The organism is Variovorax sp. CCNWLW235 (assembly GCF_037204085.1).
Taxonomy (GTDB): domain Bacteria; phylum Pseudomonadota; class Gammaproteobacteria; order Burkholderiales; family Burkholderiaceae_C; genus Variovorax.
Map to the genome: position 1 here is coordinate 108,291 of NZ_JBBCBW010000011.1, position 22,146 is coordinate 130,436.

General features: G+C 65.8%; 19 protein-coding genes. 14 read left to right on the top strand and 5 right to left on the bottom strand.

Features of this window, described 5'->3' with window-relative positions; genetic code table 11:
* Positions 1-13: 13 nt before the first annotated feature.
* On the bottom strand, positions 14-970 hold the full coding sequence (locus tag V9L21_RS14650) for a sugar ABC transporter substrate-binding protein (RefSeq protein ID WP_337312997.1): 957 nt from the start codon (positions 968-970) through the stop codon (positions 14-16).
* Between the two features lie 193 nt (positions 971-1,163).
* Between V9L21_RS14650 and ychF the strand changes: the two genes are divergently transcribed.
* A complete protein-coding gene (ychF, locus tag V9L21_RS14655) occupies positions 1,164-2,255 on the top strand; it encodes a redox-regulated ATPase YchF (protein ID WP_157615968.1) in 1,092 nt (363 codons plus the stop codon).
* Positions 2,256-2,265: 10 nt separating this feature from the next.
* Positions 2,266-2,940, top strand: coding sequence for a glutathione S-transferase (locus V9L21_RS14660; protein WP_337312998.1), 675 nt, complete (start codon positions 2,266-2,268; stop codon positions 2,938-2,940).
* A 16-nt stretch (positions 2,941-2,956) separates the two neighbouring features.
* Here V9L21_RS14660 and V9L21_RS14665 read toward each other — a convergent pair whose 3' ends face one another.
* Positions 2,957-3,427 (bottom strand): YqaA family protein, encoded by a 471-nt coding sequence (locus V9L21_RS14665; protein ID WP_157615964.1) that lies wholly within the window; start codon positions 3,425-3,427, stop codon positions 2,957-2,959.
* 180 nt (positions 3,428-3,607) lie between these two features.
* Here V9L21_RS14665 and dusB point away from each other — a divergent pair, with 180 nt between their 5' ends.
* The 3 genes from dusB to purH are packed head-to-tail and all read left to right on the top strand — an operon-like array spanning position 3,608 to position 6,549.
* Positions 3,608-4,666, top strand: coding sequence for a tRNA dihydrouridine synthase DusB (dusB, locus tag V9L21_RS14670; protein ID WP_337313000.1), 1,059 nt, complete (start codon positions 3,608-3,610; stop codon positions 4,664-4,666).
* A gap of 22 nt (positions 4,667-4,688) precedes the next feature.
* Positions 4,689-4,925 carry a Fis family transcriptional regulator gene (locus V9L21_RS14675; protein WP_007838304.1) on the top strand — a complete coding sequence of 79 codons (237 nt, stop codon included), beginning with the start codon at positions 4,689-4,691 and terminating at the stop codon, positions 4,923-4,925.
* A gap of 16 nt (positions 4,926-4,941) precedes the next feature.
* Positions 4,942-6,549, top strand: a complete 1,608-nt coding sequence (purH, locus tag V9L21_RS14680; RefSeq protein WP_337313002.1) for a bifunctional phosphoribosylaminoimidazolecarboxamide formyltransferase/IMP cyclohydrolase — start codon at positions 4,942-4,944, stop codon at positions 6,547-6,549.
* A 92-nt stretch (positions 6,550-6,641) separates the two neighbouring features.
* On the opposite strand, the gene hemL is transcribed toward purH, so the two are convergent.
* Positions 6,642-7,937, bottom strand: a complete 1,296-nt coding sequence (hemL, locus tag V9L21_RS14685) for a glutamate-1-semialdehyde 2,1-aminomutase (RefSeq protein ID WP_337313004.1) — start codon at positions 7,935-7,937, stop codon at positions 6,642-6,644.
* Positions 7,937-8,902 (bottom strand): bifunctional hydroxymethylpyrimidine kinase/phosphomethylpyrimidine kinase, encoded by a 966-nt coding sequence (gene thiD, locus V9L21_RS14690; protein WP_157615956.1) that lies wholly within the window; start codon positions 8,900-8,902, stop codon positions 7,937-7,939. Before thiD ends, hemL begins: the two co-directional genes overlap by 1 nt.
* Positions 8,903-9,013: 111 nt before the next feature.
* On the opposite strand from thiD, the gene V9L21_RS14695 reads away from it, so the two are divergent.
* The 6 genes from V9L21_RS14695 (at position 9,014) to V9L21_RS14720 (ending at position 19,043) form a co-directional block, all read left to right on the top strand.
* Positions 9,014-9,184 carry a rubredoxin gene (locus V9L21_RS14695; RefSeq protein ID WP_007838397.1) on the top strand — a complete coding sequence of 57 codons (171 nt, stop codon included), beginning with the start codon at positions 9,014-9,016 and terminating at the stop codon, positions 9,182-9,184.
* An 83-nt stretch (positions 9,185-9,267) separates the two neighbouring features.
* Positions 9,268-9,666 (top strand): response regulator, encoded by a 399-nt coding sequence (locus V9L21_RS14700; protein WP_126749384.1) that lies wholly within the window; start codon positions 9,268-9,270, stop codon positions 9,664-9,666.
* The gene (locus tag V9L21_RS14705; RefSeq protein WP_126749383.1) at positions 9,666-10,031 is read left to right on the top strand and encodes a response regulator; all 366 of its coding nucleotides are present in this window, start codon (positions 9,666-9,668) and stop codon (positions 10,029-10,031) included. The genes V9L21_RS14700 and V9L21_RS14705 overlap by 1 nt, the downstream gene beginning before the upstream one ends.
* A gap of 19 nt (positions 10,032-10,050) precedes the next feature.
* Positions 10,051-10,584, top strand: coding sequence for a chemotaxis protein CheW (locus tag V9L21_RS14710; RefSeq protein ID WP_258502392.1), 534 nt, complete (start codon positions 10,051-10,053; stop codon positions 10,582-10,584).
* Between the two features lie 43 nt (positions 10,585-10,627).
* Complete coding sequence (locus tag V9L21_RS14715) at positions 10,628-12,949, top strand: methyl-accepting chemotaxis protein (protein ID WP_337313006.1); 2,322 nt, start codon at positions 10,628-10,630, stop codon at positions 12,947-12,949.
* A gap of 28 nt (positions 12,950-12,977) precedes the next feature.
* Positions 12,978-19,043, top strand: coding sequence for a hybrid sensor histidine kinase/response regulator (locus V9L21_RS14720; protein ID WP_337313008.1), 6,066 nt, complete (start codon positions 12,978-12,980; stop codon positions 19,041-19,043).
* A gap of 43 nt (positions 19,044-19,086) precedes the next feature.
* On the opposite strand, the gene V9L21_RS14725 is transcribed toward V9L21_RS14720, so the two are convergent.
* Entirely contained in the window at positions 19,087-20,586 is a 1,500-nt protein-coding gene (locus tag V9L21_RS14725) for a cryptochrome/photolyase family protein (protein WP_337313009.1), read from the bottom strand.
* Between V9L21_RS14725 and V9L21_RS14730 the strand changes: the two genes are divergently transcribed.
* From V9L21_RS14730 to pyrR, 3 genes are read left to right on the top strand one after another with little or no spacing between them, the layout of a single operon-like run.
* The gene (locus V9L21_RS14730; RefSeq protein WP_126749378.1) at positions 20,587-21,186 is read left to right on the top strand and encodes a YqgE/AlgH family protein; all 600 of its coding nucleotides are present in this window, start codon (positions 20,587-20,589) and stop codon (positions 21,184-21,186) included. It abuts the gene before it with no gap.
* Complete coding sequence (ruvX, locus tag V9L21_RS14735; RefSeq protein WP_157615946.1) at positions 21,186-21,635, top strand: Holliday junction resolvase RuvX; 450 nt, start codon at positions 21,186-21,188, stop codon at positions 21,633-21,635. The genes V9L21_RS14730 and ruvX overlap by 1 nt, the downstream gene beginning before the upstream one ends.
* Positions 21,632-22,129 carry a bifunctional pyr operon transcriptional regulator/uracil phosphoribosyltransferase PyrR gene (pyrR, locus tag V9L21_RS14740; RefSeq protein WP_337313011.1) on the top strand — a complete coding sequence of 166 codons (498 nt, stop codon included), beginning with the start codon at positions 21,632-21,634 and terminating at the stop codon, positions 22,127-22,129. The genes ruvX and pyrR overlap by 4 nt, the downstream gene beginning before the upstream one ends.
* The last annotated feature ends 17 nt before the right edge of the window (positions 22,130-22,146 follow it).

Here is a 22,146-nt window from a genome sequence, read left to right on the forward strand (position 1 = left end):
TTTTTGTTGTTGCTTACTTGGACGACGTCTTGGTGACCAGCACCACGTCGGTCTTCACTTCGGCGGGCATGCTCGACTGCGGCTTTTTCTCGGCCAGCGCCTTGAGCGCGGTCTCGATGCCGAACACCGCCTGCTTGGCCGCGAACTGGTCGGCGGTGGCAAGCACGCGGCCGTCCTTCAGCATCGGCTTGATGGCGCCGATGTTGTCGTAGCCCACCACCAGCACCTTGCCGGTCTTGCCCGCAGCCTTGACCGCGGCCACGGCACCAAGCGCCATGCTGTCGTTGCCCGCCAGCAGCGCCTTCAGGTCGGGGTGCTCGCGCATCATGCCGGCGGCCACCGTGTTGCCCTTGTCGATTTCCCACTGGCCCGACTGCACGCCCACCACGGTCACGCCGGCGGCCTTCATTGCGTCCTGGTAGCCGAGGGTGCGCTGCTGCGCATTGAAGGTGGTCGAAACGCCTTCGATGATGCCGACCTTGTCGCCGGCCTTCAGGCTCTTGGCCAGTTCGTCGCCCACCAGTTTGGCGCCGGCGCGGTTGTCCGGGCCGACGAAGGGCACCTGAATGCCCTTTTCCTTGAGTGCGGCGGCGTCGAACTGGTTGTCGATGTTGACGACCAGGATGCCCCGGTCGATGGCCGCCTTGACCACCGGCACCAGCGCCTTCGAATCGGCCGGTGCAATGACCAGCGCATTGATCTTTTGCGCCATCATCTGCTCGACCATCTTGATCTGGGCGGCCGTGTCGGTCTCGTCCTTGATGCCGTTGGCCGCCAGCGTGTATTGCGAGGCGTTGGCTTTCTGGTGCGCCTTGGCACCGTCTTCCATGGTGCGGAAGAATTCGTTGGCCAGCGACTTCATGACCAGCGCCACCTTGGGCTTTTCCTGGGCGAGGGCAGGCGTGGCGGCAAAGGCGCCCAGCAAGGTCAGAGCGGCTGCGCTTTGCAGCGTACGGCGGGTGAACTTCATGGTGATGTGTCTCCTGAGGTGATTGAGCGGGGCGCCGGTCTTGGCCGGGGGCTCCGATGTTAACCAACGAAAACGTTTGCGCAAACGTTTGCTTCTTGGGTTTAACCCTGAGCAATTTGAGCTGTCTCGCACACTCCGCAAACGGGGGCTGAGCCGGCTCGCCTAAAATCCTGGGTTACCCAGAGGACCCCCCATGAGTTTGCAATGCGGCATCGTCGGCCTGCCCAACGTCGGTAAATCCACCCTTTTCAATGCGTTGACCAAGGCCGGTATCGCAGCGGAAAACTATCCGTTCTGCACCATCGAGCCCAACGTGGGCGTGGTGGAAGTGCCTGACCCGCGGCTCGCGCAGCTCAGCGAGATCGTCAAGCCCGAGCGCGTGGTGCCCGCCATCGTCGAGTTCGTCGACATTGCCGGCCTGGTGGCCGGTGCCAGCACGGGCGAAGGCCTGGGCAACAAGTTTCTTGCGCACATCCGCGAAACCGACGCCACGGTGAATGTGGTGCGCTGCTTCGACGACGAGAACGTGATCCACGTGGCCGGCAAGGTCGACCCGATCTCCGACATCGAAGTGATCCAGACCGAACTCTGCCTGGCCGACCTGGCCACGGTCGAGAAGGCGCTGCACCGCCACACCAAGGTGGCGCGTTCGGGCGACAAGGACGCGCAAAAGCTCGTCGGCCTGCTCGAGCGCTGCCAGGCCGCGCTGAACGAGAACACGCCGGTGCGCGCGCTCGAGTTCACCAAGGAAGAGCAGCCGCTGGTGAAGTCGTTCACGCTCATCACCGCCAAGCCCGCGATGTTCGTCGGCAACGTGGCCGAAGACGGCTTCGAGAACAACCCGTACCTCGACCGCCTGCGCGAGTACGCGGCCAAGCAGGGCGCGCCGGTGGTCGCCATCTGCGCCAAGATCGAAGCCGACCTGGCCGAGATGGACGATGAAGACAAGAAGATGTTCCTTGCCGAAATCGGCCAGGAAGAGCCGGGCCTCAACCGCCTGATTCGTGCGGCCTTCAAGCTGCTGGGCCTGCAGACCTACTTCACCGCGGGCGTGAAGGAAGTGCGCGCCTGGACCATCCACATCGGCGACACCGGCCCGCAGGCGGCCGGCGTGATTCACGGCGACTTCGAAAAGGGCTACATCCGTGCCCAGACCATCGCGTTCGAGGACTACATCGCCTACAAGGGCGAGCAGGGCGCGAAGGACGCGGGCAAGATGCGTTCGGAAGGCAAGGAATACGTCGTGAAAGATGGCGACGTGATGAATTTCCTCTTCAGTTCGTGAAGCTCGCCACGTGCTCACCGTCCATCACCTGAACAACTCGCGCTCGCAGCGCGTGCTGTGGCTTCTCGAAGAACTCGGGCTGCCTTACGAGATCGTTCACTACCAGCGCGATCCGAAGACCATGTTGGCGCCCGCTTCGCTGCGGGCCTTCCACCCGCTGGGCAAGTCGCCGGTGGTCACAACGGACGACGGGCTCACGCTCGCGGAATCGGGCGCGATCATCGAGACGGTGATCGAGCGCTACGGCAACGGCCAACTGGCACCGGCGCCGGGTACGCCCGAGGCGCTGCGCTACCGCTATTGGATGCATTTCGCGGAGGGCACGGCCATGTCGCCGCTGCTGCTGAAGCTGGTGTTCGACAAGATCGAGCGCAGCAAGATGCCTTTCTTCGTGAAGCCGGTCGCGAAGATGATTTCGGGCAAGGCCAAGGCGGCCATCATCATGCCCAACATCGAGAGCCACCTGAATTTCATGGAAGCCGAGCTCGGCAAGAGCGAATGGTTTGCCGGCAATGAATTCACAGGCGCCGACATCCAGATGAGCTTTCCCGTCGAAGCCTCGCAGGCGCGCGGCGGCCTGAATGCAACGCGCCCCCGTCTCATGGCCTACCTGGAGCGCATCTATGCGCGGCCGGCCTACCGGCGTGCGCTGGAACGCGGCGGCCCCTACGATCTGTTGAGCTGAAGCGGGTGCGCCGGGGCTACCCCGGAAAGATGTAGAGCAGCGCCACCGTCATGCACACGTAGCGCAAGAATTTGCCGATGACCATGTATCCAAGACATGGCCAGAACGGCAGCTTGAGCCAACCCGCCACCGCGCAGAGCGGATCGCCGACGATCGGCAGCCAGCTCAAGAGGCAGGCCTTGGGGCCGAGCCGCTCCAGCCAACTCAATACGCGCACATGATGTTTCGAGTGCGAGTATTTGTCTGCGACCTTGTGCGCGCCGTAGCCTATCCACCAGTCGACCGCACCGCCCAGCGTGTTGCCCGCCGTTGCCACCAGAACCGCCGGCCAGAACAGTTCGGGGTTGAGCTTGAGCAAGCCGAAAAGAATGGGCTCGGAACCCACCGGCAGCAGCGTGGCCGAGACGAAGGCCGCGATGAACAGCGTGGAGAGTCCGTATTGCGGAAGCGCGAGTAGCGCCAGAAGAGCGTCGAGCCAGGCTTGCATAAGGTGAAATGAGTCGACGCAGTATAGGTAGACCGCCTGCCTATACGGGTCGGAGAAAGCGCCGAAGCCGCCGGTTTTATGCCCCTACCCCAGGCGCAAATCGTTTCAGTCGCCGAAATCGCGCGTGGCTACAATCGTGCCTCATTTTTCAGCAGCCGAACTCGCGACGCTTCCTCCTCCATGACCTTGCAGATCGGCACCCACACGCTGGAAAACCGCCTGTTCGCCGCGCCGATGGCCGGCGTGACGGACCGGCCTTTCCGCATGCTGTGCCGCCAGCTTGGCGCGGGCTATGCGGTCAGCGAGATGGTGACCTCGCGCAAAGAGCTGTGGAACACGCTCAAGACATCGCGCCGCGCCAACCATGACGGCGAGCCCGGCCCCATCGCGGTGCAGATTGCCGGCACCGATGCGGCCATGATGGCCGAGGCCACGGTCTACAACATCGAGCGTGGCGCGCAGATCATCGACATCAACATGGGCTGCCCGGCCAAGAAGGTCTGCAACAAGTGGGCCGGCTCGGCGTTGATGCGCGACGAGCCGCTGGCGCGCGAGATCGTGCAGGCGGTGGTGAATGCGGCGCAACCTTTCAACGTGCCGGTCACGCTCAAGATGCGCACCGGCTGGAGCCAGGAGCACCGCAATGCGGTGAGGCTTGCGCGCGATTTCGAATCGGCCGGCGTGCAGATGCTCACCGTGCATGGCCGCACCCGCGAGCAAGGCTACAAGGGCAACGCCGAGTACGACACCATTGCCGCCGTGAAGGCCGCGGTGCGCATTCCCGTGGTGGCCAACGGCGACATCAATTCACCGGAGAAGGCGCGCGACGTGCTCGCGGCCACCGGCGCCGATGCGGTGATGATCGGCCGCGCGGCGCAAGGCCGGCCGTGGATCTTTCGTGAGATTTCTCACTTTCTCGCAACGGGTACGCATCTTGCGCCGCCGCTCGTCATAGAGGTTCGCCGCTTGCTGCTCGATCATCTGGTGGAGCACTATGCGCTGTACGGCGAGTTCAGCGGAGTGCGCACTGCGCGCAAGCACATCGGCTGGTATGTGCGTACGCTTGCGGACGGCGAAGCCTTCCGGGCGCAGATGAACACCATCGAAGATTCCGCCGCGCAGCTGCGTGCGGTCGGCGATTATTTCGACGGGTTGGCGGACCGCATGGACCGCATGCCCGTGCACCAGGCGGCCGAAGAGTTGTCCGGTGAAGAGGAGGCGGCTTGCGCCGCTGATTGAGAGAGAAGAAGAGAAGAAAAGCATGAGCAAGAAACACATCGAGGACTGCGTTCGCACCAGTCTGGACAGCTACTTTCGCGATTTGCGCGGCACCGAACCCGACGGCATGTACGAGATGCTCGTGCGCGTGGTCGAGAAACCCTTGCTCGATGTCGTGATGACGCGCGCCGAGGGCAACCAGTCGAAGGCTGCGCAATGGTTGGGCCTGAATCGCAACACGCTTCGCAAGAAGCTGGTTGAACACAAACTTTTGAAATAACTACACGGCATATTCCATGGCCCAGACCGCACTCATCTCCGTCTCCGACAAAACCGGCATCCTTGAATTCGCGCAAGCGCTGCATGGCCTTGGCATCAAGCTGCTGTCCACCGGCGGCACCGCCAAGCTGCTGGCCGATGCCGGCCTGCCGGTCACCGAAGTGGCCGACCACACCGGTTTTCCTGAAATGCTCGACGGCCGCGTGAAGACGCTGCACCCCAAGATTCATGGCGGCCTGCTGGCGCGCCGCGACCTGCCCGCGCACGTGGCGGCCATCAAGGAACACGGCATCGACACCATCGACCTGCTGGTGGTCAATCTCTATCCGTTCGAAGCTACGGTGGCCAAGGCCGGCTGCACGCTCGAAGACGCGATCGAGAACATCGACATCGGCGGCCCGGCCATGGTGCGCAGCGCGGCCAAGAACTGGAAGGACGTGGGCGTGCTGACCGACGCCTCGCAGTACCCCGTGGCGCTGGCCGAGCTGCAGGCCGGCGGCAAGCTCAGCGACAAGACCAAGTTCGCTTTCTCGGTGGCCGCGTTCAACCGCATTGCCGACTACGACGGCGCCATCAGCGACTACCTCTCGGCCATCGACTTCGAGGCCAGCATCGGCCAGCCGTCGCCCACGCGCTCGCTGTTCCCGGCGCAAAGCAACGGCCGTTTCGTGAAGGTGCAGGACCTGCGCTATGGCGAAAACCCGCACCAGCAGGCCGCGTTCTACCGCGATCTGCACCCGGCGCCAGGCTCGCTCGTGTCGGCAAAACAATTGCAGGGCAAGGAGCTCAGCTACAACAACATCGCTGATGCCGACGCCGCATGGGAGTGCGTGAAGAGCTTCGACGTGCCGGCCTGCGTGATCGTGAAGCACGCCAATCCTTGCGGCGTTGCAGTCGGCAAAGATGCGGCCGAAGCCTATGGCAAGGCCTTCAAGACCGATCCGACCTCGGCCTTTGGCGGCATCATCGCCTTCAACCGGCCGGTCGACGGCGAGACGGCGCAGGCCATTGCCAAGCAGTTCGTCGAAGTGCTGATGGCGCCGGGCTACACGCCCGAGGCGCTCGAAGTGTTCCAGGCGACCAAGGCCAAGCTCAACGTGCGTGTGCTCGAAATCACACTGCCCAAGGGCGGCGCCACCGACTGGGACAACGGCCGCAACGCGATGGACGTCAAGCGCGTCGGCTCGGGCCTCCTGATCCAGACCGCCGACAACCACGAACTCGCGGCGACCGACCTCAAGGTGGTCACCAAGAAGCAACCCACGCCAGAGCAGCTTCAAGACCTGCTGTTCGCATGGAAGGTCGCCAAGTATGTGAAGAGCAACGCCATCGTGTTCTGCGCCGGTGGCATGACCATGGGCGTGGGCGCGGGCCAGATGAGCCGCCTCGATTCGGCACGCATCGCGAGCATCAAGGCCGAGCATGCGGGCCTGTCGCTCAAAGATACGGCGGTGGCGAGCGATGCGTTCTTCCCGTTCCGCGACGGCCTCGACGTGGTGGTCGATGCCGGTGCGAGCTGCGTCATTCAGCCGGGCGGTTCGATGCGCGACCAGGAAGTGATCGATGCCGCCGACGAGCGCGGCGTGGTCATGGTGCTTTCGGGCGTGCGCCACTTCCGCCACTGAGCACCACCCGCCCCTCGGGCAAGGCCGGGCTGTGCCGCCAGCGTTTTGCTGGCGTGCGCAGCCCGGCTTTTTTCTTGGCCGGTGCTTCGGCCTTAACGGGGCCCGGAGGCCTTGAAGATCTGCCTTGCGGCCTCGATCGTGGCGGCAATGTCGTCGTCGCTGTGCGCGGCGCTCACAAAGCCCGCTTCGTAAAGCGCCGGTGCGATGTACACGCCGCGGTCGAGCAGGCCGTGGAACAGCGCGTTGAACTTTGCGTTGTCGGTGGTCATCACCGTGGCGTAGTTCTGCGGCAGCTCGTTCATCAGGAAGAAGCCGAACATGCCGCCTTCGCTGTCGGCGTTGAAGGGCTGGCCTTCGGACGTGGCGGCGGCCTTGAGGCCCGCGACGAGCGACTGCGTTTTCTTCGACAGCGCTTCGTAGAAGCCGGGCTTGGCGATTTCTTTCAGCGTTGCCAGGCCGCAGGCGGTGGCCACGGGGTTGCCCGAGAGCGTGCCGGCCTGGTAGACCGGGCCTAGCGGCGCAAGCTGCTCCATGATGGCGCGCGGGCCGCCGAAGGCCGCCAGCGGCATGCCGCCGCCGATGACCTTGCCGAGCACCGTGAGGTCGGGAGTGATGCCCAGCACGCCCTGGGCGCCGTGCAGGCCCACGCGAAAGCCGGTCATCACTTCGTCGAACACCAGCAGCGCGCCGTGCTGTGTGCACAGGTCGCGGCAGCGCTTGGCAAATTCGGCCGTGGCGCGCACGAAGTTCATGTTGCCGGCAATCGCCTCGATCATCAGGCAGGCGATGTCGTTGCCGTGCAGCGCAAAGGCTTCTTCGAGCTGCGCGATGTTGTTGTACTCGAGCACCAGCGTGTGCTGCGTGACCTCGGGCGGTACGCCGGCCGAAGTGGGGTGGCCGAAAGTGGCCAGGCCCGAGCCCGCCTTGACCAGCAGCGCATCGGCGTGGCCGTGGTAGCAGCCTTCGAACTTGATGATGTGCTTGCGGCCGGTGGCGCCGCGCGCCAGGCGCAACGCGCTCATGGCGGCTTCGGTGCCCGAGCTCACCAGCCGCACCATCTCCATCGACGGCACCAGCGCGAGGATGGCTTCGGCCAGTTCGATTTCGCGCTCGGTGGGCGCGCCGTACGAGAAGCCCTCGAGCACGGCCTTCTGCACCGCCTCGACGACGGCCGGGTGGCCGTGGCCCAGGATCATCGGGCCCCACGATCCGATGTAGTCGATGTAGCGCTTGTTGTTGGCGTCCCAGAAGTAGGCGCCTTCGGCACGGCGGATGAAGCGCGGCGTGCCGCCCACGGCCTTGAAGGCGCGCACGGGCGAATTGACGCCGCCGGGAATGACGGCGCGGGCGCGGTCGAAAAGAATGTCGTTTTGGTCAGCGTTTGGCATCAATGTCTGGTGTCGTGAGGGGGCAGGGCAAAGTCTGGGGATGCGTCGGGGTCTTCACCGTCGTCTTCGTCGTCTTCGGGCTCGGCCCAGAACAGGCGGTCGGGCAGCACATGGCCCATGCCGGGCCGAAAGCCCGCGTCGAGGCAGCGGTCCATGTAGGCCAGGGCTTCGCTGGTGGCGGCCACCAGGTCGGTCCCGCTTGCGAGCAGGGCGGCCAGCGCGGCCGACAGGGTGTCGCCGGCACCAGCAAAAACGGCTTCGAGCCGCTCGTATTTCTCGCTGGCGAGCACCGACTGCGGCGAGGCCAGCACGTTGTCGATGAACTGGTCGGGCAGCACCATGCCGGTTACCAGGGTGTAGGGCACGCCGAACTCCCCCGCGGCCTTGGCAATGTCGCGCGCGCCGGGCGGACGGTCGCCGCTCCAGTCGGGAAGCAGCCACCGCCACAGCGTACTGTGGTTTCCAACCAACACTGTGGCCTGCGGCAAAAGTAACTCCCGAAAAGCGTCCAGATAGGGCTCGATCAGGTTCTCGTCCCACCACGAGAGGTTGGGCATATAGGCCACCAGCGGCACTTCCGGGTAGTCGGAGGCGGTCTCGGCAATGGTGCTCAGGGTGTCGGGGCTGCCCACGAAGCCCACCTTGATGAGTTGGACTTCCACGTCCTCGAGGATGGCGCGCGCCTGCTCGGCCACCGCCTCCTCGTCGAAGGCGAAATGGTCGAATATCTCGGCGGTGTCGCGGGCGTAGGCGCCTGTGACCACGGGAAGCATGTGGGCGCCCACCGACGCCATGGCCAGGGCGTCGGCGCCCAGGCCTCCTGCACCGCTCGGATCGCTGGCGTTGAAGACCAGCACGCAGGGCGGATTCAGGTCGCGCTCGGCCACCTCTTCGGCGTCCGCCGAGGGGTCGTTAAGATCGCCCGGGTTGCGGGCGTTGTCTGCTGGATGTAAGTAAATGGTCATACGCCGGGCAAAATCCCCTGGATGGTGGCATAGGCGCGACGTTTACCGTCCGCCAGTGAGATACGCATAGATACACTCGTTGCATTTAATGAACAAGGACTTTAAGCTCCGATGAATACGAAAACTTGGATGTGCCTGATTTGTGGGTGGATCTATGACGAAGCGGTTGGTGTGCCGGAGGACGGCATCGCGGCAGGCACGGCCTGGGCTGATGTTCCGATGAACTGGACCTGTCCTGAGTGCGGTGCGCGCAAGGAAGACTTCGAAATGGTTGAAATCTGAAGAGCATGGCATAGGGCTACGCGATTTGCGTCGATGTACGGCGCGGCGGGCATCCAAGTCTCATCTCAGCAGGAGTGTGTGCAATGGGGCCGAATGGATCAGGTTACAAGGTGCTTGTCATCGATGACAGCAATACGATCCGGCGCAGTGCCGAAATATTTCTGAAGCAGGGCGGGCACGAGGTTCTTCTTGCGGAAGACGGCTTTGACGCGCTCTCGAAAATCAACGATCACAAGCCGCATCTGATTTTCTGCGACATCCTGATGCCCCGCCTGGACGGTTATCAGACCTGCGCCATCATCAAGCGCAACGCTCAATTCTCCAATGTTCCGGTCGTGATGCTCTCTTCGAAAGACGGCGTCTTCGACAAGGCTCGCGGCCGCATGGTCGGGTCGCAGGACTACCTGACCAAACCTTTCACCAAAGACCAGCTGCTGCAGGCCGTGCAGCAGTTTGGCATTGTTCAACAGGAAGTGCAGTAATGCCCATTCGAAAAATCCTCGTCGTCGACGACTCCAAGACGGAACTGGTGTTCCTGTCAGACCTGCTCCGCAAGAACGGCTTTGCCGTCAAGACGGCTGAAAACGCCGACGACGCCATGCGCCGTCTCGAGGAAGAGCAGCCCGACCTGATCCTCATGGACGTGGTCATGCCCGGCCAGAACGGCTTCCAGCTGACACGCGCGATTGCCCGCGACCCGAAGTACGGCACCATCCCGATCATCCTGTGCACCAGCAAGAACCAGGAAACCGATCGCGTCTGGGGCATGCGCCAGGGCGCTCGCGACTACATCGTGAAGCCGGTCAACGAGGCCGACCTGATGTCGAAGATCACCGCGCTCGCCTGAGCAGGAGCCGACTCAGTCCATGGCGAATCGCGACGCTCTCCGAGCCTTCCAGTCCCGGCTAGCAAGCCGCCTGCAGGCCGCACGCACGACTGGCGTCGCCGCCACGTGGCTCGCGGTCGAGGCGGGAGAGGGCAAGTACCTCTTTCCTCTCGGCCACGCGGGCGAAATTTTCCCCTGGACGCCCCCCCAGCCGGTGCCCTACACGGAGCCCTGGTTCCTTGGCGTTGCCAACCTGCGCGGCGGCCTCTTCGGCGTGGTGCAGCTGTCGGCATTCGCCTCGGGCGTTCCGAGCGGACCGGCCGCCACCGAGGCGGCCCGCATGCAATCGCGGCTCGTTGCCCTCAACGAGCTGCTCGAAGTCAACTGCGCATTGCTGGTCGACCGACTGGCGGGGTTGCGCGGCGCCGAGGCCTTCACGGCCGCGGAGCCGCCAAGCGCAGAAGCACCCGCGTGGCTGGGGCATCTGTACACCGATGCGGCGGGTGAGCGCTGGCAGGAAATCAACCTGCAGGCGCTTTCGCAGCAACCCGAGTTTTTGAGTATTGGCGCCTAGTGCTTTCGCACAGCCCAAAGACAACCACCCTGAAGGACCGACCGTGAGCTCGATCGCCGACAAGTTCAAGAAATTACTGCCCGCGAACAGCGGCAACGAAAAGGCCCGCGTCGACGGCTCAGGTTCCACCTTGTCGCTCGACGATGTCGATACGGTGCAGGCGCTGGACGAGAAGACCGTCCGCCTGGCCCGAAAACAAGGCCGCTCCGCCGCCGATCCCGCGCCCACCGGCTTTGCCGACGGCGGCGCGCTGCCTCCCAGCGAAGCAGCCAACGAGGCCGGCGCAGGCCCGCTCGACGAAGCGCAGGCCGCAGCCGCCAAAGCCGGCTCCAGGCCGGCACGCCAGCAGCGGATCCTGGCGATCATGCTGGCCGTGGTGGTGCTGCTGCTGTTGCTGGTGGCCGGTTCCGCCATTCTTCGCGCCGAGCGCCTCGCGCAGCAGGTGGCCGCCACCGGCCAGTCGCTGATGCAGTCGCAGCGTCTCGCCAAATCGATTTCGCAGGCTCTCGTGGGCAGCGCGCCCGCGTTCGTCGAAGTGAAGGACAGCGCCGACGACCTCACGCGCCGCGTGCAGGGCCTGACCAACGGCGACGATGCCCTGCGCCTCGAGCGCGTGGGCAACCAGTACGACGAGGACATGGCCAAGATCAACCCGCTGGTCGCCCGTGCCGACGCCAGCGCCAAGGTCGTGCTGTCGCAGCGCCAGATCCTGACCCAGGTGGGTGCCGCCTTGCGCGACATCAACCAGCAATCGTCCGCGCTGCTCGAAATGACGGAAACCGTCGCGTCGCTGAAGATGCAGCAGAACGCCACGCTGCCTGAAATCTCGGCCGCCGGCCAGCTCGTGATGCTGACCCAGCGCATCGGCAAGTCGACCAACGAGTTCTTCACGGTCGAGGGCGTGAACCCGGACGCCGTGTTCCTGCTCGGCAAGGACCTGAACACCTTCCAGGAAACCACCCGCGGCCTGCTCGACGGCAATGCGCAGCAGCGCTTCCCCGGCTCGAAAGACCCGCAGACCCGCCAGCAGCTCGAAGCCATCCTGAAGACCTACGAGCAGATGCGCACGCAGGCCTCGGCCATTCTGGGCAACCTGCAGGGCCTGGTGGCTGCGCGCGAAGCGCAGGCTTCCATCCTGACCGACAGCGAACCGCTGCGCAAATCGCTGGGCGAGCTGCAGGACAAGCTCTCCGCACGCACCGGCCTGGGCGCCGGAACCATCGTGCTGCTGTTCGTGCTGTCGCTGGCCGCCCTGGCTCTTGCCGGCGCCATCGGTTTCGTGCAGGTGCGCGAAGGCCGCGAACGCGCCGCCGTCGCCGAACGCGAACGTCTTGCGGCCGAACAGGCCAGCGACGAGGCCGGCCGCATCAACAACGCCAACCAGGCCGCCATTCTTCGGCTGATGAACGAACTGCAGACAGTGGCCGAAGGTGACTTGACGCAGGAAGCGACCGTGACCGAGGACATCACCGGCGCCATTGCCGACTCGGTGAACTACACGGTGGAAGAACTGCGACTGCTGGTGGGCAACGTGCAGAACACGGCAACCCGCGTGGCGCAGACGACGTCGCAGGTGGAAAGCACCTCGACCGAACTGCTCGCCGCCTCGACCGAACAGCTGCGCGAAATTCGCGAAACCGGCCAGTCGGTGCTGACCATGGCCGAGCGAATCAACGGCGTGTCCTCGCAAGCGCAAGAGTCCGCCACGGTGGCGCGCCAGTCGCTGCAAGCTGCATCGTCGGGCCTGCAGGCCGTGCAGAACGCCATCGGCGGTATGAACTCCATCCGCGACCAGATCCAGGAAACCTCCAAGCGGATCAAGCGCCTGGGCGAATCGTCGCAGGAGATTGGTGAAATCACCGAGCTGATCTCGGACATTACCGAACAGACGAACGTGCTGGCACTGAACGCCGCCATTCAGGCCGCATCGGCCGGTGAAGCCGGTCGCGGCTTCTCGGTGGTGGCGGAAGAAGTGCAGCGGCTGGCTGAACGCTCCGCGGACGCCACGCGCCAGATTTCGGCGCTGGTGAAGGCCATTCAGACCGACACGCAAGACGCGGTGGGCGCCATGGAGCGTTCCACGCAGGGTGTGGTCGAAGGGGCCAAGCTGTCGGACAATGCCGGTACCGCACTGACGGAGATTGACCGCGTGTCGCGCCGCCTTGCAGAACTGATTGAGCAGATTTCGCAATCCGCCTCCCGCGAAGCCGATTCGGCCAACGTGGTGGCTGCCAACATCCAGCACATTTTTGCGGTGACCGAGCAGACCGGAGAAGGTACCCGTACCACCGCCCAGCAGGTGCGCGAGCTTTCGCAGATGGCCGAAGAACTGCGTCGTTCCGTCGCCCGTTTCAAAATTGCCTGACAAGAGATAAGAACGGCGAGCATCCAACGTGTCGATTCAAACCCCTGCCACGGCCCCCCTCGCTGGCAACGTGCCGGCCACCGAAGACCTTGGGCCGCTGGCCTGGGTTCTGGGAGAAATCCAGAAATCCCTCGACAGCGTTGCCAAGTCGCTGCGTCGCTTTGTGCGCGACGTGGGCAATACCTCGGAACTCGAGAGTGGCCCGCTGCAAATGGCTCGCCAGCAACTGCACCAGTCTGTCGGTGCCTTGCAGATGGTGGGCAACACCGCTCCGGCGCTGGTGCTCGGCTCCATCGAATTCGCGGTCCAGGGCTTCATTGCCGAACCGCAGCGCTGCACCGAGAGCGCGGTCGTAAAGATCGAGCGCGCCGGCTTTGCCGTCGTCGATTTCCTCAACGCGCTGCTGGCCGGCAAGCCCGTGTCGTCGGTGGCGCTGTTTCCGCAGTACCGCGATGTGCTTGAACTGGTCGGCAACGAGCGCGTTCACCCGGCGGACCTGTGGAGCATTGCCTGGCGTTGGGTCGAAGTCCGTCCCGCGCTGACCCAGGCCGCATTGGCCTATGACCCGGCGGTGCGTTCGCGGCTCGACCGCGAAGTGCTGCAGCTGGTCAAGACCGGCGATGCGCAGGCCGCGCGCCGGCTGCACGCCCTGTGCCTGGGGCTCGGGCGCGGCGCGCTGCTGCCCCGCGTCGCGAGTTTCTGGACCTTGGCCGCGGGCTTCTTCGAGGCTCTGGCGCTCGAGCTGATCCCCGCCGATTCATACGTCAAGCGCGCCGCTTCGCGCGTGCTGCTGCAATACGCCACGCTGGCACGCGGCGACAACACCGTGTCCGACCGGCTCGGCCAGGACCTGCTGTTCTTCTGCGCGCAGGCCGTGCCTACCGGCCGCGACGACGCCGCCACGCTGCGCACCGTGCGCAGCGCCTGGGGCGTCGCAAGCGAGCCGTACATCAATTACAGCGTCGAGCAATTCGGCCGCTTCGATCCGCTGGTGCTCACGCAGGCCCGCAAGCGCATCGAAACCGCCAAGGAAATGTGGTCGGCGCTTTCGGGCGGCGACGTCACCCGTACGCGCCAGGTGGCCGACACCTTCGCCCAACTGGGCGAATCGCTGCAGAAGCTGCATCCGCCGAGCCTGCCGATGGTGGAAGCGCTGACGCATGCGGTCGAAGCGTCAGTGCGCACCGGCCAGGCACCGGACACCGAGCTCGCGATGGAAGTCGCCACCTCGGTGCTCTACCTGGAAGCCGCGCTCGAAGACCTCGACCCGAGCGATCCGCAGCTCACCTCCCGCACGCTGCAGCTGGCCGGCCGCATCGAGCGTGTGCGCGCGGGCGGCCATTCGGAGCCGCTCGAGCCCTGGATGGAAGACCTGTATCGCCGCGTGAGCGATCGCCAGACCATGGGCACCGTGGTCGACGAGCTGCGCAGCCACCTGAGCGAGCTTGAAAAGTCGCTCGACCAGTACTTCCGCCGCCCCGCCGAAAAGGCGCTGCTGCGCACCGTGCCGAGCCAGCTGCTGCAAATGCGCGGCGTGTTCTCGGTGCTGGGCCTCGAGCAGGCCGCGCACACCGTGCAGCGCATGCGCGACGACGTCGAGCAGATGCTCGTGGGCAACGCATCGCCCGTCGAGGAAATGCACAGCTTCGATGCGCTGGGCAACAACCTGGGCGCGCTCGGCTTCCTGATCGACATGCTGGGCTACCAGCCCGCACTGGCCAAGCGCCTGTTCGTGTTCGACGCCGAAGCCGGCGAGCTCAAGCCGCTCATGGGCCGCCAGGCCGCCGACAGCGACGCCGCCGATACCGCGGTGGCGGACGGCAAGCCCGCGGGCGCCGAAGCCGTGCTCAGCATCGAGGAAGTCGACGCACAGATCGCCTCGAAGCTGGCCGCGCTGGCCACGCCCAACCGCAAAGCGAAGGTGTCGCCCATCGAGGAGTTCAGCCGCAAGGCCGACAGCTGGACCAACAAGATCACCGGTCCCGCGGCGCTGCCCGACACCGAGGTGACCGAGCTCGAAGAAGACGACCTGCAGAACATCTTCCTCGACGAGGCCCGCGAGGTGGTGCAGAACGGCCTGGCCGCCATCGACGAGCTTGGCGGCCACCCCGACGACACCGAAGAACTCACCATCCTGCGCCGTGCGTTCCACACGCTCAAGGGCAGCTCGCGCATGGTCGGGCTCACCGATTTCGGCGACGCCGCCTGGTCCTTCGAGCAGGTGCTCAACACCTGGCTGGCCGACCAGCGCGACGCCACGCCCGAGCTGCTTTCCGCCACCCGCAATGCGCTCGGCGAATTCAGCGAATGGGTGGAAGCCATTGCTTCGGGCGCCCAGCACAGCTGGCAGTCGTCGCATTTCAGCCGCGTGGCCAATGCCCTGCTGGCCGGCGAACCCGTGCCAACGGCGCCGCCGCGCATCGATGCGGACGCACTTGCGGTGGCCGCGCGCCATATTGCCGCGGAGCCGCCGGTGGCTGCTCCCCTGCCGATGCCGGAGCTGCCCGAGCTTGCGGAACTGCGCGGCCTGCCCGACTTGGAGCTGCCGCCCGTCGCGCCGCCAGCCGTCGCCCCCGCGCCCGTCGCCGATTTCGAATTGCCGCCGCAGGTGCTGGAGCAAACTGCAAAGCACGAAACCGACGACGACTTCGCTTCGACCGACTTCCTCGACTTCGAAACCAAGCCGAGCCCGGAAGAATCTTTCGAAGTGCTGAACGGCAGCGGAGATTTCGATTTCCTGGCGGCCGAAAAGGTAGAGCCCGCACCGTCTATCGCCCAGTTCGCAGCCGAACCGGCCGAGGAACCGTCGCCGGTCGCCGCGCCCGAACTGCTGCAAACTCCGGTGGCGCTGCCCGATCTGGACTGGACTCCCGAGCCCTTGGCGGCCAAGCAGAGCGAGCCCGAGCCTGCGGCCGTTGCCGCGGCCGAGCCGGTCGAAGAAGAGCCCGCGGTCACCGAACCGGCCTTCCTGCTGGCGCCGGAAGAACCCGTTGCCGCTGTGGACGAAACGCCTGCAGTGGCAGAGCCAGTCGAGCCGCCGGCGGCGGTTGCAGACACGGTTGCAGTTGCCGATGAAGCGCCGCAGCCCGAACCTGAGCCCGAACCCGAAGTGCAGGAAACCGCCGAGGCGGCGGCCCCCTCCGGCGCCGACGACCAGGTCAAGGTCATCGGACCGCTGCGCATCGGTATTGCGCTCTACAACGTCTACCTCAACGAGGCCGACGAGTGGTCCAGGCAACTGGCCACCGAAGTCGGCGAGTGGGCGCTCGAATCGCACGAGCGCCTGTCCGACTCGACCGTCGCGCTTGCGCATTCGCTGGCCGGCAGCTCGGCCACCGTCGGCTTCCATAGCCTTTCGGGCATGGCCCGCCTGCTCGAAGCCGCGCTGCAGCATCTGCAAATGCAGGGCAGCGGCACGCGCGAGCAGGGCGTGGTGCTGGTTGCCGCGGCCGACGAACTGCGCCGCCTGCTGCACCAGTTTGCCGTGGGCTTCCTGCGCGAGCCGTCCGAAGGAACGCTGCAGGCGCTGCGCGACATTGCCGCCGCGCCTATGCCGCTCGAAGCTGCTGCGCGCACCGACGTGCGGCCGCTCCAGCACATGGTGGCCACCGACAGCGTTGCCGACGTGGCGCTGGACGACTCCGAAGACGCGATCGACGTGGCCGATGCGGTCGACGTCGACCTGTTCCCGATCTTCGAGGAAGAGGCCGCGGAACTGCTGCCGCAGCTCGGCCAGGCGCTGCGCCAATGGGCGCACCACCCTGACGACAACGCGCCCCGCGCCTCGGTGCTGCGCACGCTGCACACGCTCAAGGGCAGTGCCCGGCTGGCCGGCGCCATGCGCCTTGGCGAGCGGGCGCACCGCATGGAGTCCGAGATCGAAGTCCTGGGAACCCAGGGCGGTGCCGACCGGGCCGAAATCGAAAAGCTGCTCACGCGTCTTGACGCACTGCAGTCCACCTTCGACGCGCTACGCGCGGCGGACGATGCCACCCAGGCCGAAGTGGCCCAGCTCGTGGTGGCGGCAACCGCTGCCCAGCCGGGCGTTCAACTGGTGCAGGTTGCCGCCGAATCCGGCGTGCCCGCCAACGACGAGATTGCCGCTGGCGGCGACCAGAACGCGGATGCCGTGGAAACGGCCGCCGTGCCGTCGCTCCTGCCGCGTCCGGCTCCGGCGCTGCTCGCTCCTTTGCGCACTGCGTCTACCCAGGCCGTTCGCATTCGCACCCAGTTGCTCGACCGCCTGGTGGCGCAGACCGGCGAGGTCATCATCACGCGCTCGCGCCTCGAGGCCGAACTGGGCCAGTTGCGCGGTTCGCTCTCCGACCTGACGGGCAACCTCGACCGCCTGCGCCAGCAATTGCGCGACATCGAAGTGCAGGCCGAAAGCCAGATGCAGTCCCGCCTGGCGCAAGCCAAGGATTCGCAGCAGAGCTTCGACCCGCTCGAGTTCGACCGCTTCACCCGCGTGCAGGAACTCACGCGCATGATGGCCGAGTCGGTGAACGACGTGGCCACCGTGCAGCGCACGCTGCAAAAGACGGTGCAGGCCACGGAAGACGACCTGAGCGTGCAGGCACGCCAGACGCGTGAACTGCAGCGCGGCCTGCTGCGCACGCGCATGGTGGAGTTCGAGGGCATTTCCGACCGCCTCTATCGCGTGGTGCGCCAGGCGTCGAAAGACACCGGCAAGCAGGTGCGCCTGGACATCGTCGGCGGCTCCATCGAAATGGACCGCGGCGTGCTCGACCGCATGACGCCCGCCTTCGAGCACTTGCTGCGCAATTGCGTGGCGCACGGCATCGAAGCCCCGGCCGCACGCGAAGAGGCCGGCAAGGACGCCAACGGCCTGATCGTGATCGACCTGCACCACGAAGGCAACGACGTCTCGGTGAGCTTCCGCGACGACGGCGCCGGCCTGGACCACAAGCGCATTGCCGAGCGTGCCCGCACCCTCGGCCTGCTCGAGCCCGGCCAGGAACTGTCGCCCGAAGAAGCCACCGAGCTGATCTTCAAGCCCGGGTTCTCCACGGCGGGGCAAGTGTCCGAACTGGCCGGCCGCGGCATCGGCATGGACGTGGTGCGCGCGCAGATCGCGGCGCTCGGCGGCCGTATCGAAACGCATAGCACGGCCGGGCAGGGCACCACCTTCAAGCTGGTGCTGCCGCTCACCACCGCGGTGACGCACGTGGTGATGCTGCGCGCCGGCGAGGTGTCGATCGGCGTGCCGTCCAACCTGGTGGAGCTGGTGCAGCGCGTGAGCAGCACCGAGCTCGAAGCCGCCTACCTGCACAACAGCCATCCGTTCGGCAGCGAGCAGGTGCCCTTCTACTGGGCCGGCGCTTTGCTGCAGGCCTCGGCGCGCAGCGAGCATCCCACCAGCAAGAACAACACCGTCGTGATCGTGCGAAGCGCGGCACAGCGCGTGGGCCTGCACGTGGACGAAGTGCTGGGCAACCAGGAAGTCGTGGTCAAGAACCTCGGGCCGCAACTCGCGCGCCTGCCGGGCTTGGCGGGCATCTCGGTGCTGGCTTCGGGCGCTGTGGCGCTGATCTACAACCCGGTGGCGCTGGCCGCGGTGCACGGCGAACAGGCGCGCATGCGCCAAGCCGCCGCGCTGGCCGTGTCCGCGCAGGGCGGATCGGCCGAAGCCGACCACGGCGCCCCGCAAGAGCCGTTGCCGATGCTGGCTCCGCCGGTGCCGCAGGTTCCGCTGGTGCTGGTGGTCGACGACTCGATCACCGTGCGCCGCGTGACGCAGCGCCTGCTGCAGCGCGAAGGCTACCGCGTGTCGCTCGCGGCCGACGGCCTGCAGGCGCTTGAGCGGCTGCAGCAGGAGCGGCCGGCGGTGGTGCTGTCCGACATCGAGATGCCGCGCATGGACGGCTTCGACTTGGCCCGCAACATCCGTGCGGACGAGTCGATGGCCGGCCTGCCGATCATCATGATCACCTCGCGCATTGCCGAGAAGCACCGCGACTACGCACGCACGCTGGGCGTGAACCACTACCTGGGCAAGCCGTACTCGGAAGACGAGCTGCTGCGCCTGGTGCGTGCGTACACGAGCGAACCGGCATTGGCCGCGGCGGCTTGAAGCTCTCCGGAGCTCGACCAGTAAAGGGGCCCGCCGGGCCCCTTTACTTTTGCAGCGCCTTCGCCCGCGCTACGCCGTACCGCTGCAGCGTTTTCTCGCGCGCCTCGGCATGGTCGACCACCGGCCTGGGGTAGGTCTCCCCGAGCTTGATGCCCGCCGCTTCCAGCTCTACGGGCGAGGCCGTCCAGGGCGAGTGGATCGCGGCATTCGACAGCCCCGCCAACTGCGGCAGGTAGCGGCGGATGAACTTGCCCTCGGGGTCGAAGCGCTCGCTCTGCGTGACGGGGTTGAAGATGCGGAAGTAGGGCTGCGCATCGCAGCCGCTGGAGCTTGCCCATTGCCAACCGCCGTTGTTCGAGGCCAGCTCGAAGTCGTTCAGGTGCAGCGCAAAATAGCGCTCGCCGCGGCGCCAGTCCAGCCCCAGGTCCTTGCAGAGAAAGCTTGCCGTCACCATGCGCAGGCGGTTGTGCATGTAGCCGCTCTGGTTGATCTGCAGCATGGCCGCGTCCACCAGCGGGTAGCCGGTGCGGCCCTGGCACCACGCCTCGAACAGCTGGTCGGCATGCTTGCCGTGATGCCACTGGATCTTGTCGTACTCGGGGCGAAAGCTCTTCGATTCGCCGCCCGAATGCACGTGCGGGAAGTGCGCCAGGATCTGGAAGTAGAACTCCCGCCAGATCAGCTCGCTGAGCCAGGTGGCCGCGCCCGCATCGCCCTGCAGCGAAAGCTGGTGCGCCACCCCCGCCACCTGGCGGATCGACACCGTGCCGAAGCGCAGGTGAACGCCCAGGTAGCTCGGCCCCCGCACCGCCGGAAAATTGCGCGCCGCGTCGTAGCGGTCGATGCGCTGGAAAAAGTCTTCGAACAGCGCCGCCGCCCCTTGGGTGCCCGTGGGAATCTCGAGTTCGGAAAGGTTGGTTTGCTGAAAGCCGATTTCCTCGAGCGAGGGCACCGGCGCGCGCCACGGCTCGGGCGGGGCGGCCAGCGCGTCGGCGTATGCCCGAACCGGGTACGACTTGAGAAAGAACGAATCCACCTTGGCCAGCCAGGCCCGCTTGTAGGGCGTGAACACCGTGTAGGGCTGGCCGGTCTTGGTCATCACCTCGTCGCGGTCGAAGACGGTCGAGTCCTTGTAGGTGTGAAAAGCCACGCCCGCATTGGCCAGCGCGCCGAGCACCTGGGCATCGCGCGCCAGCGCGTCGGGCTCGTCGTCCCGGTTGGCAAACACGGCCTGCACGTCCAGCGCGTGCGCCAGCGCCGGAAGCTCGTCGACCGCGGCGGCATGGCGCACGATGAGCCCGCCGCTCAGGTCGCGCAGCTCGGCATCGAGCTCCACGAGCGACTCGCGGATGAACTCCACCCGCCGGTCGGCCGGGGGCAGGGGGTCCAGAATGGCCCGGTCGAACACGAAAACGCACACCACCTGGCGGCAGGCCCGCAGGGCGTGGTAGAGCGCCGCGTTGTCGTCCACGCGCAGGTCGCGGCGAAACCACATGAGCCCTTTGGGATAGGTCTTGTCGACGGCCAGTAAAATCGGCGGCATATGGCTTCCGATTCTGCCCCGATGAACCTCACGCATCACTTTTTGATAGCGATGCCGGGGATGGAAGATAAAACTTTCAACCGCAGCGTCGTCTACCTCTGCGAGCACAGCGAGCGCGGTGCGCTCGGCCTTGTGATCAACAAACCCAGCGACATCAACCTGAAGGTGCTGTTCGAGAAGATCGAGCTCCACCTGGCGCGCCCCGAACTCGGCGACGCGCCGGTTTTCCAGGGCGGCCCGGTGCAAACCGAGCGCGGCTTCGTGCTGCACGAGCCCGTGTTCTCCCACGCCGAAAAGCCCGAGGAGTCGGTCTACGCCTCGACCATGACCATTCCCGGCGGCCTGGAAATGACCACATCCAAGGACGTGCTGGAGGCCCTGGCCACCGGCGCCGGGCCGCGCAAGGTGCTGGTTTCGCTGGGCTATTCGGCCTGGGGCGAGGGCCAGCTCGAATCGGAACTGGCCGAAAACAGCTGGCTCACGGTGAGCGCCGATCCGGCCGTGATCTTCGACACCCCCATCGAGCAGCGCTACGACAAGGCGCTGATGCTGCTGGGCCTGGAAGCCTGGAAACTGTCGCCGGAAGCGGGACACGCGTGATGGCCGCTGCCATGCCAGACGCTCCCGTTCCCTCCGCTTCTCCTGTTTCCGTTGCCGTTCCTTCTCATTTCCAGAGCTTCCTGGCCTTCGACTTCGGCCTGAAGCGAACCGGCGTCGCGAGCGGAAACCGCCTGCTGGGCGCTGCCACGCCGCAGGCCACCATCAAGGCCGAGGGCGATGCCCGCTTTGCGCAGGTCGAGGCACGCATCAAGGAATGGCAGCCCGACGCATTGGTTGTGGGTGTGCCGTATCACCCCGACGGTGCCCCCCACGAGAACACCCGCCGCGCGCAGAAGTTTGCGCGCCAGCTGCGCGGCCGTTTCAATCTCCAGGTGTTCGAGGTCGACGAGCGCTACAGCACCACTGAGGCGCTGGCCTCGGGCGCCCGCGATGCCGATGCCGCATCGGCCTGCATCATCCTGGAGCAATTTTTGAGGAGTCTCCCGTGAGTTCAATACCCGATGCCGAAGCGCTCTACAAGGAGCTGCTGAACGGCGTGAAAGCGCTGATGCGCACAGAGACAAAGCTGGTGGGCATTACCTCCGGCGGCGCCTGGCTTGTCGAGCGGCTGCAAAAAGACCTGGGCCTTGCCGGCGCGCCCGGCGTCATTTCTTCGGCCATGCACCGCGACGACTTCGCACGCCGCGGCCTTTCGGCCAGCGCGCAGACCGCGCTGCCCTTCGATGTGAACGGCGCCGACGTGCTGCTGCTGGACGACGTGCTCTACACCGGCCGCACCATTCGCGCGGTGCTCAACGAGCTGTTCGACTTCGGCCGCCCGGCCTGCGTGCGGCTTGCGGTGCTGGTTGATCGCGGCGGACGCGAGCTGCCGGTGGCAACCGATTTCGCGGCCGCGAAGCTCACGCTGCCGGATACGCAGCTGCTCGCGCTCGCACGTGCGGACGACGGCGCCTTCAGCCTCAAGGTGGAGGAAAACTCGTGAGCCCCCACACTCATCAC

Bases quoted from the DNA above. Each gene is read 5' to 3' on its own strand.
- V9L21_RS14710 (WP_258502392.1), top strand. From the start codon at position 10,051: ATGGCGAATCGCGACGCTCTCCGAGCCTTCCAGTCCCGGCTAGCAAGC.
- thiD (WP_157615956.1), bottom strand. From the start codon at position 8,902: ATGACCATTTACTTACATCCAGCAGACAACGCCCGCAACCCGGGCGAT.
- V9L21_RS14730 (WP_126749378.1), top strand. From the start codon at position 20,587: ATGGCTTCCGATTCTGCCCCGATGAACCTCACGCATCACTTTTTGATA.
- ychF (WP_157615968.1), top strand. From the start codon at position 1,164: ATGAGTTTGCAATGCGGCATCGTCGGCCTGCCCAACGTCGGTAAATCC.
- dusB (WP_337313000.1), top strand. From the start codon at position 3,608: ATGACCTTGCAGATCGGCACCCACACGCTGGAAAACCGCCTGTTCGCC.
- V9L21_RS14675 (WP_007838304.1), top strand. From the start codon at position 4,689: ATGAGCAAGAAACACATCGAGGACTGCGTTCGCACCAGTCTGGACAGC.
- V9L21_RS14725 (WP_337313009.1), bottom strand. From the start codon at position 20,586: ATGCCGCCGATTTTACTGGCCGTCGACAAGACCTATCCCAAAGGGCTC.
- V9L21_RS14705 (WP_126749383.1), top strand. From the start codon at position 9,666: ATGCCCATTCGAAAAATCCTCGTCGTCGACGACTCCAAGACGGAACTG.
- V9L21_RS14695 (WP_007838397.1), top strand. From the start codon at position 9,014: ATGAATACGAAAACTTGGATGTGCCTGATTTGTGGGTGGATCTATGAC.
- V9L21_RS14665 (WP_157615964.1), bottom strand. From the start codon at position 3,427: ATGCAAGCCTGGCTCGACGCTCTTCTGGCGCTACTCGCGCTTCCGCAA.
- V9L21_RS14700 (WP_126749384.1), top strand. From the start codon at position 9,268: ATGGGGCCGAATGGATCAGGTTACAAGGTGCTTGTCATCGATGACAGC.
- hemL (WP_337313004.1), bottom strand. From the start codon at position 7,937: ATGCCAAACGCTGACCAAAACGACATTCTTTTCGACCGCGCCCGCGCC.
- V9L21_RS14650 (WP_337312997.1), bottom strand. From the start codon at position 970: ATGAAGTTCACCCGCCGTACGCTGCAAAGCGCAGCCGCTCTGACCTTG.
- ruvX (WP_157615946.1), top strand. From the start codon at position 21,186: ATGGCCGCTGCCATGCCAGACGCTCCCGTTCCCTCCGCTTCTCCTGTT.
- purH (WP_337313002.1), top strand. From the start codon at position 4,942: ATGGCCCAGACCGCACTCATCTCCGTCTCCGACAAAACCGGCATCCTT.